The 13,624-nt window shown below is 65.4% G+C and carries 11 protein-coding genes and 1 riboswitch; of the genes, 7 read left to right on the forward strand and 4 right to left on the reverse strand.

What is annotated here, in order from left to right:
- Nucleotides 1-14: 14 nt before the first annotated feature.
- Complete coding sequence (locus tag P6U28_RS31665) at nucleotides 15-1,109, reverse strand: adenylate/guanylate cyclase domain-containing protein (protein WP_407123127.1); 1,095 nt, start codon at nucleotides 1,107-1,109, stop codon at nucleotides 15-17.
- Nucleotides 1,110-1,221: 112 nt separating this feature from the next.
- Here P6U28_RS31665 and P6U28_RS31670 point away from each other — a divergent pair, with 112 nt between their 5' ends.
- Nucleotides 1,222-1,677: an SRPBCC domain-containing protein gene (locus tag P6U28_RS31670; protein WP_129144325.1), complete on the forward strand. Its 456-nt coding sequence runs from the start codon at nucleotides 1,222-1,224 to the stop codon at nucleotides 1,675-1,677.
- Between the two features lie 14 nt (nucleotides 1,678-1,691).
- Here the strand turns inward: P6U28_RS31670 and P6U28_RS31675 are convergent, their stop codons facing one another.
- On the reverse strand, nucleotides 1,692-2,861 hold the full coding sequence (locus P6U28_RS31675; RefSeq protein ID WP_122400309.1) for a DNA topoisomerase IB: 1,170 nt from the start codon (nucleotides 2,859-2,861) through the stop codon (nucleotides 1,692-1,694).
- Between the two features lie 401 nt (nucleotides 2,862-3,262).
- On the opposite strand from P6U28_RS31675, the gene acs reads away from it, so the two are divergent.
- From acs to P6U28_RS31690, 3 genes are all read left to right on the forward strand, one after another.
- The gene (gene acs / locus P6U28_RS31680; RefSeq protein ID WP_162500059.1) at nucleotides 3,263-5,209 is read left to right on the forward strand and encodes an acetate--CoA ligase; all 1,947 of its coding nucleotides are present in this window, start codon (nucleotides 3,263-3,265) and stop codon (nucleotides 5,207-5,209) included.
- A 195-nt stretch (nucleotides 5,210-5,404) separates the two neighbouring features.
- Nucleotides 5,405-6,718 carry a toll/interleukin-1 receptor domain-containing protein gene (locus P6U28_RS31685; RefSeq protein WP_407120446.1) on the forward strand — a complete coding sequence of 438 codons (1,314 nt, stop codon included), beginning with the start codon at nucleotides 5,405-5,407 and terminating at the stop codon, nucleotides 6,716-6,718.
- Between the two features lie 289 nt (nucleotides 6,719-7,007).
- Nucleotides 7,008-7,523, forward strand: coding sequence for a L,D-transpeptidase (locus P6U28_RS31690; RefSeq protein ID WP_122400307.1), 516 nt, complete (start codon nucleotides 7,008-7,010; stop codon nucleotides 7,521-7,523).
- Nucleotides 7,524-7,573: 50 nt separating this feature from the next.
- Here the strand turns inward: P6U28_RS31690 and P6U28_RS31695 are convergent, their stop codons facing one another.
- Nucleotides 7,574-8,167 (reverse strand): thermonuclease family protein, encoded by a 594-nt coding sequence (locus P6U28_RS31695; RefSeq protein WP_407120447.1) that lies wholly within the window; start codon nucleotides 8,165-8,167, stop codon nucleotides 7,574-7,576.
- A 70-nt stretch (nucleotides 8,168-8,237) separates the two neighbouring features.
- The gene (locus P6U28_RS31700) at nucleotides 8,238-8,438 is read right to left on the reverse strand and encodes a DUF1674 domain-containing protein (RefSeq protein ID WP_122400305.1); all 201 of its coding nucleotides are present in this window, start codon (nucleotides 8,436-8,438) and stop codon (nucleotides 8,238-8,240) included.
- A 189-nt stretch (nucleotides 8,439-8,627) separates the two neighbouring features.
- On the opposite strand from P6U28_RS31700, the gene P6U28_RS31705 reads away from it, so the two are divergent.
- From P6U28_RS31705 to purH, 3 genes are all read left to right on the forward strand, one after another.
- Entirely contained in the window at nucleotides 8,628-9,974 is a 1,347-nt protein-coding gene (locus P6U28_RS31705; protein WP_407120448.1) for an RsmB/NOP family class I SAM-dependent RNA methyltransferase, read from the forward strand.
- Between the two features lie 157 nt (nucleotides 9,975-10,131).
- Nucleotides 10,132-11,850 (forward strand): heparinase II/III family protein, encoded by a 1,719-nt coding sequence (locus tag P6U28_RS31710; RefSeq protein ID WP_407120449.1) that lies wholly within the window; start codon nucleotides 10,132-10,134, stop codon nucleotides 11,848-11,850.
- Nucleotides 11,851-11,908: 58 nt separating this feature from the next.
- A riboswitch (ZMP/ZTP riboswitch) is annotated at nucleotides 11,909-11,990 on the forward strand.
- 25 nt (nucleotides 11,991-12,015) lie between these two features.
- Entirely contained in the window at nucleotides 12,016-13,608 is a 1,593-nt protein-coding gene (gene purH / locus P6U28_RS31715) for a bifunctional phosphoribosylaminoimidazolecarboxamide formyltransferase/IMP cyclohydrolase (protein ID WP_407120450.1), read from the forward strand.
- Nucleotides 13,609-13,624: the final 16 nt, after the last annotated feature.

Below are 13,624 nucleotides of genomic sequence, written 5' to 3' on the forward strand. Positions count from 1 at the left end.
TCGCTCCATTCGGGCTACGATACCCGGGCTTGCGGATCCGGTAACGCAAACACCTCACAAGGCGCTGCAATCCCGCGCAGCGAATGCGATCCGAGTGCGATCAACGGCATGTCCGTCTCGGCCGCAAGCGCCCCCGACACGAGCACGGTCCGCCCGAGCGGCTTGCACAATCCCTCGAGACGACTGGCGAGATTGACGGCGGGACCGATCGCGGTGAAATCGAGCCGGTTGGCGGCGCCGATATTGCCCCAGAGCATCTCGCCGAGATGGAGCGCCGCACCGAACGCGAGCGACGGCAGCCCTTGCGCGCGGCGCTCGGCGTTGAGATAGGCCATCCCGGCTTCGGCGGCACTCGCCGCACGGAGAGCGGCATCGCAGGCGCGGCGCGGCGATGCCTCGAGCACCGGGAAGATCGCGAGCACGCCGTCGCCGATGAATTTCAGCACCTCGCCGCCGAAGGCATGAACCGCGCCGGCGATGCGGTCGAACCAGGCGTCGAGCGCCGCGATGACCTGGGCCGGCGGCGCGGTTTCCGACAAGCTCGTGAAATTGCGCAGGTCCGCATAGAGCAGCGCAGCCTGAATGGTCTCGCCGAGGTCGCGCCGCAAGGGTGCCGCCAGCACCCGCTCTGCGCTGCGCTTGCCGAGATAGGCATCCAGTGTCGCGCGCAAAGTGGCACGCGCCGCGAGCACGGCAAGGGGCGTCGCGGCAAAGCGCGCGGCCTGGCGCAATTGCTCGATCTCGTCTGCAGTGAACGGACGCGGACCGATCCAGCCCAGTTGCGGCCCATCGAGCCGGCCGACGATGTCTTCGTGCACCTCGCCGTGCGCGATGTCGCGCAGCCAGCGGCGGCCGGCATCGTTCGGCGGGTCCGGCGCCAGCCCGCCAGGCACGAAGCCAAGCGCTTCGATCACCTGACCGCGATCAGCCCGCCACAACCACGTGCGCTTCGCGATCAGCGGGTGCGGCACCTCCAGCGTCAGGCTGCCTGCCGCAAGCGGCACGCCGTCGGCCACCAGATGAGCGCCGAGCTCCGCGAGCAGGCGGTCGGCTCCGGGACAATCCGAGGCGGCATCGACGAGCCAGGCGAGGGTCGGAGATAGATCCATGGTCCGATGATGGCGAAGCCGGGCCGTCTTTGTCACGGGCAATCCTTGACGGAGCCCCGCAGCGCCGCCATGTCCCAAGGTCAGCCTAAGGCAAGACGAGGGATGATCGCCAATGACCGAGCCGTTCATGGTGCGGCGCGAGACCCAGATCGCGGCCCCACGTGCCACGGTCTTCGCCTATCTCACCGACCCCGAGAAGATCCTCAGCTGGATGGGCTCCGACGCGACCACGGAACCACATCCGGGCGGGCTCTACCTGCTCAAGGGTATCGGTCCGCGCGATGGCGTTGCCCGCGGCGCCTTTCGCGAGGTCGTGCCGGTGCATCGCCTGGCCTACACATTCGGCTGGGAGGGCGGTCAGGAAGTGCCGCCCGGATCGAGCCTGATCGAGATCGACCTGATCGAGCGCGACGGCGGCACGCTGCTGCGCATGACCCATAGCGGCCTGCCGAGCGAGGCGCAGGCCGCCGCGCATGCGAAGGGATGGGCGCATTATCTGGGACGTCTCGCGCGCGCAGCCGCCGGCAGCGACCCCGGCCCGGACAATGGTGTTTCAGACAAGACGTAGGGACGTCGGGCGGCTTACACGGCCGCGGTCGCCACCACCTGCGCCAGCAGCTGCTCGCGTCTTGCCTGCGAACGCTGGCCCTTCATGGTCGCGGCGAAGCGCTCGAGGATGCCCTCCTCGAACGCAGTGACGATGGTGTCATGGACGTAGCTCTTGCGGCAGATTGCCGGCGTGTTGGAGAGCTTGTCCGCCGCGGCGCGGATCGCATCCAGCACCTGCTTCTTGCGGCCGCGCTGGCTGGTCGCCGGCGTGATCCGCGACAGCGATTCCACCACGACGGCGGACGCCATCAGCGTGCGAAAATCCTTCAGCGAGATCTTGATGCCCGCGATCTCGCGCAAGAACGCATTCACCTGCGTGGTGTTGACCGCGCGCACGATGCCGTAGGCATCGCGATACTGGAACATGCGCTTGCCCGGGACGCCCTGCAAAATGCCGATGGCGCGCACCAGCTTGGCCGCGTCGCACTCCTTGCGCACCGCCTTGCCGCCCTTGGCCTTGAAGGTCAGCACGAAGCTGTCGCCTTCCAAGATAACGTTGGACTTCAGCAGCGTGGTGGCGCCGCGGGTGCCGTTGAGGCGGGCATAGGATTCGTTACCCGGACGGATCGCGGTGCGCGCGATCAGCTCGATCACGGCCGAGAGCGCGAACTCGCGCGTCGGCTCGTCCCCCGACAGGAACGCCGAAACCTTGCGCCGGATTTTTGGCAGCGCGCCGACGAGCTTCTCCAGCCGATGCGCCTTGCGCTGCTCGCGCACCTTCTCCCAGTCGGCGTGATAGCGATATTGCAGCCGGCCCGCGGCATCGCGGCCCACGGCCTGAAGGTGCGAGTTCGGATCGGCGGAGTAGCGTACCTCGCGATAGGCCGGCGGCACCGCCATCGCGTGCAGCCGGCGGATGGTGCGGGCATCACGGATGTGCGCGCCATTGGGACGGACGAATAGGTAGCCCTTGCCGCGCTTGATACGGCGGATGGTCAGCTCGTTCTGGTCGCCGAGCCGCAGGCCGAGTTCCTTGGCAAGCGCCTCGACCGTCGCTGCGGGCGCCGTATCGAAGACCTTCTTCGGGCTCGGGCGCCTGAAGGGCGCCGGTTTCGGCCATTGTCCAAGGGCTTTGGCGAGGGCAATGGCCGCAGGATCGGCTGAAGCGGGCCGCATCGTCCCGAGATTCTGCTGATCCATCATAGTCTTATGCCTTTAGCCCTGTCTGTTATCGATCAATGCTGCTGTTCTGATTTTTGTTCCGGGGGTCTCTTTGGACCCGGGTTGGCCATTTAGGGTGTTCCGAACCGTATTGCGAGTCCCGAATCAGTGAGAGGAGGTTGCTAAATACCTCCAATGATGCATGAGGCTCCGCGCCGGGCTGTTCCGCGCAAACGGGGTAAACACCCCAAAAGGCGCCCGCGGGCCTGGTTCAGATCCGCGACGGTCGCGGCAGATGGCCCTGATCCTCCGCATGGCCGGCAGCCCACCGAAGGTCCAGCTTGTGCTCCTTGTCGGGTCCGGCTAGCCCGACGCATAATCAGTCAATGATCAAGTCGGCTCGCCGATCGCTGGCGTTCGGCCCGCCGTATGTGGAGGGAAGCATGTCCGAGAAGATCTACGACGTCCCCGCGGAGTGGGCGAAACGCGCCTGGATCGACCAGGCCAAGTACAAGGAGATGTACGCCCGCTCGATCTCGGACCCGAACGGTTTCTGGGCGGAGCAGGCCAAGCGCATCGACTGGATGAAGGCGCCGACGAAAATCGAGAACGTCTCGTTCGCCCCCGGCAACATCTCGATCAAATGGTTCGAGGACGGTGTCCTCAACGTCGCCCACAACTGCATCGATCGGCATTTGCCTGCGCGCGCCAACCAGACCGCGATCATCTGGGAAGGCGACGATCCCTCGCAGTCAAAGCACATCACCTACAAGGAGCTGCACGACGAGGTCTGCCGGATGGCCAACATCTTGCGCACCCGCAACGTCAAGAAGGGCGACCGCGTCACCATCTACCTGCCGATGATTCCCGAAGCCGCCTATGCGATGCTGGCCTGTGCACGCATCGGCGCGATCCACTCCGTGGTGTTCGCGGGCTTCTCGCCGGACAGTCTCGCCCAGCGCATCAATGACTGCCAATCCAAGGTCATCATCACCGCGGACGAAGGCCTGCGCGGCGGCAAGAAGGTGCCGCTGAAAGCCAATGTCGACGCTGCGCTCGCCAAGACGGACGGCGTCGACTGGGTCGTCGTTGTCAAGCGCACCGGCGGCAAGGTCGACATGAACCCGACCCGCGACCTCTGGTACCACGAGGCGGCGGCGATGGTGACGACGGAATGCCCGCTCGAGCACATGCACGCCGAGGATCCGCTGTTCATCCTCTACACCTCGGGCTCGACCGGCCAGCCCAAGGGCGTGCTGCACACGACGGGCGGCTATCTCGTCTATGCCGCGATGACGCATCAATACGTCTTCGACTATCACGACGGCGACATCTACTGGTGCACCGCGGACGTCGGCTGGGTCACCGGCCACAGCTACATCCTGTACGGACCGCTGGCGAACGGGGCGACCACGCTGATGTTCGAGGGCGTACCGAACTATCCTGACAATTCGCGGTTCTGGAACGTCATCGACAAGCACAAGGTCAACATCTTCTACACCGCGCCGACTGCGATCCGTGCACTCATGCAGGGCGGCGACGAGCCGGTGAAAAGGACCTCGCGCGCCTCGCTTCGCCTGCTCGGCTCGGTCGGCGAGCCCATCAATCCGGAAGCCTGGGAGTGGTATCACCGCGTCGTCGGCGACGACCGCTGCCCGATCGTCGACACCTGGTGGCAGACCGAAACCGGCGGCATCCTGATCACGCCGCTGCCGGGCGCGACCAAGCTGAAGCCGGGCTCGGCGACGCAGCCGTTCTTCGGCGTGGTGCCGGAGATCGTCGACGCCGACGGCAAGGTGCTGGAAGGCGAGACCACCGGCAATCTCTGTCTCACGCGCTCATGGCCGGGCCAGATGCGCACGGTCTACGGCGACCACGCCCGTTTCGAGCAGACCTATTTCTCGACCTACAAGGGCAAGTATTTTACGGGCGACGGCTGCCGACGCGACGCCGACGGCTATTACTGGATCACCGGCCGCGTCGACGACGTGATCAACGTCTCCGGCCATCGCATGGGCACCGCGGAAGTCGAGAGCGCGCTGGTCGCGCATGAGAAGGTGTCGGAGGCCGCCGTGGTCGGCTTTCCGCACGACATCAAGGGTCAGGGCATCTACGCCTATGTCACTCTGATGGCCGGCGTGCAGCCGACGGACGATCTGCGGAAAGAACTCGTCACCTGGGTGCGCAAGGAGATCGGCCCGATCGCTTCGCCCGACCAGATCCAGTTCGCGCCGGGTCTGCCCAAAACCCGCTCGGGCAAGATCATGCGGCGCATCCTGCGCAAGATCGCCGAGGACGAGCCCGGTAGCTTAGGGGACACTTCGACCCTGGCCGATCCCGCCGTGGTCGACGATCTCGTCAAGAACCGGCAAAACCGGAAATCGGCGTAAGTCATCGGGATCGTTCCGGGTGATGCGTGAGCATCGAACCGGGACCCCGCAGCTCTGAAATCCATGCCGGGGCCACGCTTGCGTGGCCCCGTCATTTTTGGCCCACATCGTCGCCAATCCTGCAATGTTGCTCGCGAAGGATTCCAGGACTAACCTGAAGTTGTTATTCCAGGGCGATTATGCGAGGGCTGGTGCTTGGCCGATATTTTTTTCAGCTATGCCAAGGTTGATCGCGCGCAGATCGAGCCCATCATTCATGCGCTCGAAACCGAGTGGACGGTGTGGTGGGATGACGATCTTCAGATCGCACGATCCTTCAGCGAGGAGATCGAGGAAGAGCTGAATAGAGCGTCGTGCACGATCGTCGCTTGGTCGAAAGCCTCGACGAAATCCAAATACGTTCTTGATGAAGCCGGGCTCGCCAATGAGGCGGGCAAGCTCGTTCCGATCTCGCTGGACGGTGCCAAGCCTCCGCTGGGCTTCCGTGGTATTCAGACAGGCGATTTTTCGAAATGGCAAGGCGATCGCAACGCCCCGGAGTTCATGAAGCTTCGTCAAGCAGTTCAATTGAGAGTGGGAGTTCAACCAGCTCCAACCAAGTCGACGTCATCGCCCGCCAACGAGCTTCCTGGTTCGACCAGCCCCGGACCTGTCAAAGAGCGACCTGCTGGAGATGAGCCTGGGCCCTCAAAACCAGAACCGGCCGGAGGAAAGCCACGATCATTGCAGGGTTGGTTGATCGCATTGGCAATCGCAATGGCAGCAGGCGTCGCGGTCGCCGTCGTCATGCTGAATTGGCCGCCGGCAAGCCGCCCCTCCATACCTGACGTAACTGCGACGCCGAGCCCTACGGCCACAACGACGGCGACTGCTTTCAATGGAGTGACGATCTACCTGCACACCAAACGTCCTCAGCAGCAGGTCGATGCGCTTCTTGCGAAGCTGCACGACGCCGGCTTTGAGCAGTTCCACTCGGATGATAACGTCGACAACGACAACAAGCCGGACAGCGTATCGCCACGCTCGGGGGTTGATTACCGCGCGGGGGATGCGAAGAGTCTTGCGGCCGCCACCAAGGCCGCTCAGATCACCAACGAGTTGCTCGGTACCGGCATCAAGCCGCGGCCACAGACCATGGAGGCCAACAAGCTCGGCATCTGGCTGCCATATCGGGGCGACTACACAGCCTCTCTCGTCTTTGCCGGCGACTTCAACCGCGACCGCGACATCAGGCCGTTCGCGCGCGAGGTGGGGGCGCTGGGCTGGAAATGGCAGGAGCCCACGGCCGGGGGCGGCACCAGGAACGAGGCAGCGGCGCGGACGTGCGAGGTGCGGTATGGATCTCCGTCCGACCGCCCGTTCGCTGAGCTGCTGGCCAAGGACATCACAGGGATCGCCGCTCCTGCTGGAGCCACACGCGTTGCGCCCGGTGGGGTGAGCGTGAAGGTCGATTCCAGTGTCGCCGCGAGCAGTCTCCAAATCTGGATCGGCTCCGGAATCTGCAAATAGCCGCGGGCTCCTCGGACCAGACCGGCTCTTCCCGGCACCTCCTCGCGTAATTGTCAGAGCGGGCGGTGCCTCGCCCGCGTCTTTCCCGCCCAGTGTTGTTTTCAGGTCATTTACTTTGTTTCGAACATTTCCTTTGTTCCCCCTGCCGGCTGGCCCTCGGTGGCCGTGCGTGGAAACCATCCGGTTAACGGGCGCGGTTAACAATGAGCGTGACGAGGGCTCGGCGCGGCGGCAATTGCCGGGTTTTGCGTCATTTTGGACGATTTGTTTTGGGCAAAGGGAAGCATTGATGTCGATGAGGATTGCAGTGGCGCTGGCCGCCACCATCGGGGTTGGGGTCTCGATGTCGACCGGGGCAGAGGCACGGCCGGAACTGGTGGGGGCGCATCTGGCCGACTATTCGCCGGGCACCATCGTGGTCAAGACCAGCGAGCGGCGGCTCTATCTCATCCTCGATAACGGCCATGCCGTGCGCTATCCGGTCGGCGTCGGCAAGGCCGGCAAGCAATGGGCCGGCACGACGAAGATCGACGGCAAGTATCTCAATCCGGCCTGGGCGCCGCCCGCCGAGGTAAAGCGCGACAAGCCGAACATCCCCGACGTCATTCCGGGCGGCTCGCCGCGCAATCCGATGGGCGTTGCGGCGATGACGCTCGCCGGCGGCGAATACGCCATCCACGGCACCAACGTGCCGGGCTCGGTCGGCGGCTTCGTCTCCTATGGCTGCATCCGCATGCTGAACGACGATATCACCGATCTCTATGGCCGCGTCTCCGTCGGCACGACGGTGGTCGTGACGCGCTGATCGCCTGAATCGGTCGAGATGAGAAAGCCGCGTCTTTCGACGCGGCTTTTTTATTGCCAGAAGCGCCAGCCGCGCGCGCACCAGCCGTCGCGATGGCCGCCATTGTAGCTGCGAACAAAGCCGCCGGCGAGCAACGCGGCCGAGACGTTGGCGGTGCGCTTGGTGGCGACGTCGGCGAGAAGGCGGCCGTATTTATCCTGACCGAGGTTGTAAATCATCACGCCGCCCTGACCGAGCAGATTGCGTAGCGCATCGCTGGCGGCCTCGGCCTTGTCCAATTCATCTCGACAAGATGCTTTCATCTCGGGCGCATCGATGCCGCGGAGACGGACGCGCGCGACGAGATCGCGCCCGTCGCGCCGATGCAGGCGCGCGAGGAACGTATCGCCGTCGATGGTGCGGACAACCTCGACCGGTTGCTTCAAATCGGACCTGTCGGACTGCTGCAGGATGATCCCGGCATCGCGCGAGTGTTCGTCATCGACACGCGGAATGGGCCAGATCGTTCCCTGGCGAAGGCCGAGCACGACGGCCGTCACAACGCCAACCACGAACATCAACGGCAACAGGCCGGACAAGCGGCGGCCGAATGGCGAGCCGCTGTATGAAGGCCGGTATGGATGGCCGGGGTCGAAGCGCGACATTCCTGCACGCTACGGCTGAGTCGAGTGAACCGGCAAGTTCACTTAAGACGAGCGCGCGTCACGCGGCGCGTCAAAAGTCCGAAGCGATGCCATTTCGCTCCCAATCGCCGTAGCGGGTCGGCTCCGGCCCCTTTGGTCCCTGCAGCTCCCTGGGCGCGGCTCCAGCATGCGCGGCGATGGCAGCCTGCCGGCGCGCCTCGGCTTCGGCCAGCGCGCGCTGTGCCGCCGGCGGCAGCGGCTTGCGATCGGGAACGGAGGGCTGGTCACTCATCTCTTCGGGTTTCTAGCGCAGGATCAGGGGAAGTGCGAGGTCCAATTACGCATTGCTGAATTGGTCATTGCAGACTGCTGTCGCGAGAGGACATTCTTACATTTGGCATATTCGCGTGTCAGAGATCGCCTTCTCAAGGCATGCGCCCTTTGCGGCGGAACTGCCGCTCGCTCAGAACCTTGCTTCCGCATGCCATCTCAACGTTTCGTCCCTCCATCCGAAGTGCCAGGTCTTGCGGCACGCCGGATTGCCGCCGACATCGTCGACGGCGTGCTGCACAAGCACCGCACGCTTGACGACCAGCTCGACGGCGGCAGCGCCCATCCCGGACTGAAGACGCTGGCCGACCGCGACCGCGCGCTGATGCGGCGCCTCGTCGCCACGGTGCTGCGCCGGCTCGGCACGCTCGGCCATGTGCTGTCCCGCCTGCTCGACAAGGGCATTCCTTCCGACGCGCCGCGCGCCCAGAGCGCGCTGTTGATCGGCGCCGCCCAGATTCTCTGGATGGACGTGCCGGATCATGCCGCGGTCGATCTTTCCGTTCGCCTCGTGCAATCCGACCGCCGCGCCGCGCGCTATGCCGGCCTCGTCAACGCCGTGCTGCGCCGCTGTGCGCGCGAGGGCAAGGCGCTGGTCGAGGAAGTCGCGACGCAATCGCTGGATCTGCCGCCGTGGCTCCTCGCGCGCTGGAGCGCGCATTATGGCGAAGCGACCGCGCGAGAGATGGCACTGGCGCTTGGGCACGAGCCGTCGCTCGATCTGACGGTGAAGTCGGATCCTGCACAATGGGCGAGCCGTCTGCATGGCGAGACACTGCCGACGGGAACGGTGCGGATGTTGCTGCACGGTTCGGTGACCATGCTGCCCGGCTTCGCCGAGGGACAATGGTGGGTGCAGGATGCTGCCGCCGCGCTGCCCGCCCGGCTGTTCGGCGACGTCAAAGGCAAGTCCATTGCCGATCTCTGCGCCGCCCCCGGCGGCAAGACCGCGCAGCTGGCGCTATCGGGCGCGCATGTCACGGCCGTCGACCGCTCGCCCGCGCGGGTGGCGCGTTTGCGCGAAAACCTGGCGCGACTGTCGCTCCAGGCCGAGACTGTCGTCGCTGACGCCGTGGAATGGGCCGGCCCGGCCGAGGCCTTCGACGGCGTCCTGATTGATGCGCCCTGTACCTCGACCGGCACGATCCGCCGTCATCCCGACGTGGCATGGCTGCGGCAGGAATCCGACATCGCCGCCCTGGCCGTGCTGCAGCAGCGGCTGCTACGAAAATCGGTGTCGCTGCTCAAGCCAGGCGGGACGCTGGTCTATTGCACCTGTTCGCTGGAGCCCGAGGAGGGTGAGCAGGCCGTGGCGGCGCTGCTCGCCGCCGAGCCTGCGCTTCGCCGCGTTCCGATCAAGGCGTCGGAGGTCGCGGGACTGGACGAAATCCTCAACCGAGACGGCGATCTTCGCACCCTGCCCTGCCATCTGCCGAACGCCGATCCCAAGCTCGGCGGCCTCGACGGATTTTTCGCGGCCCGGCTCGTTAAATCCTGATTTTGCACTGGATTTTGCGACCACGACGCTGATTCGCGCCGTTCAAGGTGGTGTCAGACGTCCGATTTTGGGATTAATAAGGATTCGTCACTGATCCTCTCCCCCTTCAAGGCAAGGCGTGTCGGTCGCTCAACGCAGACGTATCTCGACGCTGGTCATGAACCGCTTCGCGCGGAACATGCTCGCGCGCGCGAGCGGCGGTTCCGTTGCGTTGTCGCGGGTCTGGCCCGGCCGCACCGACCGGCTGATCATCGCACCGCACGACCTGCGCACCGCGGACGCGACCCGCGCCGCCGAGATCTATGCCGGACGCTTCGTCTTCGCCGGCAAGATCGTCAATTGCCACGGCCGCTCGATCTTCGATCTCGAGCCGCCGTCGGAGGATTGGGAGGTTGCGCTGCTCGGCTTCGGCTGGCTGCGTCATTTGCGCGCCGCCGACACCGCGCTGACGCGGGCGAATGCGCGGGCACTCATCGAGGACTGGATCGCCAACCCCGCCAACAAGCGCCGCCCCGTCGCGCGCCGCGCCGACGTGCTGGCCCGGCGCGTGATCTCGCTGCTGTCGCAGGCGCCGCTGGTGCTGGGCGAGACCGACAACAAGTTCTATAGGCGCTATCTGCGCGCCCTGGCGCGAGAGATCCGCTTCCTGCGCTACACCATGGTCGACATTCCGGACGGGGTGCCGAAGCTCCAGGTGCTGATCGCGCTGTGCTATGCGGCCCTGTGCCTCGCCAACCAGACACGTCACATCCGCAGCGCCTCGAAGAAGCTGTCCGATGAATTGCAGCGGCAGATCCTGCCCGACGGTGGCCACATCTCCCGCAACCCGGGCGCGCTGATCGAACTTTTGATCGATCTCTTGCCGCTGCGGCAGACCTTTGCCGCGCGCAACATCGCGCCGCCGCCGGCGTTGCTCAATGCGATCGACCGCATGATGCCGATGCTGCGCTTCTTCCGGCACGGCGACGGCAATTTCGCCCTGTTCAACGGCATGAGCGCGACCTCTTCGGACCTGCTCGCCACGCTGCTCGCCTATGACGACACCCACGGCGTGCCGATGGCGAACATGCCGCATACCGGCTTCCAGCGCCTCGATGCCGGCCAGACCACGCTGATCATCGATACCGGCCCGCCGCCGCCGGCCGGCGTCAGCCATGATGCCCATGCCGGCTGCCTGGCGTTCGAACTGTCTTCCGGCATCAGCCGCATCGTCACCAATTGCGGCATGCCGACCACGGGTCGCGACAATTGGCGGCCGTTCGCACGCAGCACGGCGGCGCATTCGACGCTGACCTATCACGACACCTCGTCATGCCAGTTCGTCGAGATGTCGGCGATGAAACGGCTCCTGCACGGCGCACCCGTCACCAGCGGTCCGGTCGAGGTCGAGAGCTATCGCGAGGTGGTGCCGAACGGCATGCTGCTGACGACGTCGCATGACGGCTATCTCGGCAAGTTCGGGGCGATCCACCGCCGCGTGCTGATGATCACCAATGACGGCGCGCGTATCGACGGCGAGGACACGCTGTCGCCGCCGCAGGGCGGACGCTTCAAGGGTGCCGATGCGGATTTCGCGCTGCGCTTCCATCTGCATCCGGCGGTGAAGGCGAGCCGGTTGTCGGACGCCCGCGGCGTCATGCTGGTGCTGCCGAATCGCGACGTCTGGACCTTTGAAGCATTGGACGACAAGGTCGACCTCGAGGACAGCGTGTTCCTGGCCGGCAATGACGGCCCGCGCCGCACCGCGCAGATCGTGATCCGGCAGAACGCCCGCCAGGCGCCGTCGGTGCGCTGGAGCTTCGTCCGCTCCACCGCCTCGCCCGCAGTCACCAACGCCCGCCGCAACGCCAGGCGTGAGCCGGAACTTCCGTTGTAACCGCGCGCGATTCGGCCCATCCCGGCGTTGTGAAAACGGTCGAAAGCTGCTAACGAACACGCGCTCGCGCGACTGGCGACCTTGGATGGAGCACCATCGGGAAGCGCGGGATATGGCTGCCGCGCGCCTGGGCATAGGTACTCCTTACAACAGAGGATCTTGTCCATGACCAACACGACCCGCCGCGTCACCCGCGCGCTGCTTTCCGTTTCCGATAAGACCGGGTTGATCGAGTTTGCCCGCGCGCTCGCCGCACGCGGCGTGGAGCTGGTTTCGACCGGCGGCACCGCAAAAGCGATCGCCGCGACGGGCCTCAAGGTGAAGGACGTCTCCGACCTCACCGGCTTCCCCGAGATGATGGACGGTCGCGTCAAGACGCTGCACCCGAAGGTGCATGGCGGCCTGCTCGCGATCCGCGACAATGCCGAACATGCGGACGCGATGAAGAAGCACGGGATCGCGCCGATCGATCTCCTGGTCGTCAATCTCTACCCGTTCGAAGCAACCGTCGACAAAGGCGCCGGCTTCGAGGATTGCATCGAAAACATCGACATCGGTGGACCCGCGATGATCCGCGCTGCTGCGAAGAACCATGACGATGTCGCCGTCGTGGTCGAGGCGCAGGACTACAAGGCGGTGCTCGACGAGCTTGCCCACAATGACGGCGCGACCACGCTTGCGCTGCGCCGCCGGCTTGCCGCGAAAGCCTACGCGCGCACCGCGGCCTATGACGCCGCGATCTCGAACTGGTTCAACCGACAGCTCGAAATCGATGCGCCGGATTTCCGCGCCTTCGGCGGCCGGCTGATCCAGTCGCTGCGCTATGGCGAGAACCCGCACCAGACCGCGGCGTTCTATGCGACGCCCGACAAGCGCCCGGGCGTCTCCACCGCACGGCAGCTCCAGGGCAAGGAGCTCTCCTACAACAACATCAACGACACCGATGCCGCCTATGAATGCATCGGCGAGTTCGACGCCAAGCGCACGGCGGCTTGCGTCATCGTCAAGCACGCCAATCCTTGCGGCGTCGCGGAAGGCCCTGACCTCGTCACCGCCTATCGCAAGGCGCTTGCGTGCGACTCGACGTCAGCCTTCGGCGGCATCATCGCGATGAACCGCGCGCTCGACGCTGACACCGCGCGCGAGATCACGAAGATCTTTACCGAGGTCATCATCGCGCCCGATGCCAGCGAGGAGGCGATCGCCATCATCGGCGGCAAGAAGAACCTCCGCCTGTTGCTCGCCGGCAGCCTGCCCGATCCGCGTGCGCCGGGCCTCACCGCCAAGACGGTCGCGGGCGGCCTGCTGGTGCAGAGCCGCGACAACGCGGTGGTCGACGACATGACGTTCAAGGTCGTGACCAAGCGCGCACCGACCGACGCGGAGATGCGTGACCTGAAATTCGCGTTCCGGGTGGCAAAACACGTCAAGTCCAACACCATCATCTACGCCAAGGATCTCGCCACCGTCGGGATCGGCGCAGGCCAGATGAGCCGGGTGGATTCAGCACGGATCGCGGCACGCAAGGCGCAGGATGCCGCAGCCGAGCTGAAGCTGGCTGAGCCGCTCACCAAGGGTTCGGTGGTGGCGTCGGATGCCTTCTTCCCGTTCGCCGACGGCATGCTCGCCTGCATCGAGGCCGGCGCAACCGCCGTGGTGCAGCCCGGCGGCTCCATGCGCGACGACGAGGTGATCAAGGCCGCCGACGAGCACGGCATCGCCATGGTGTTCACGGGCACGCGGCACTTCAGGCACTGAGCCTCACTGTCGTCCC

The sequence above is a fragment of the Bradyrhizobium sp. STM 3561 genome, assembly GCF_045571455.1.
GTDB lineage: Bacteria > Pseudomonadota > Alphaproteobacteria > Rhizobiales > Xanthobacteraceae > Bradyrhizobium > Bradyrhizobium vignae.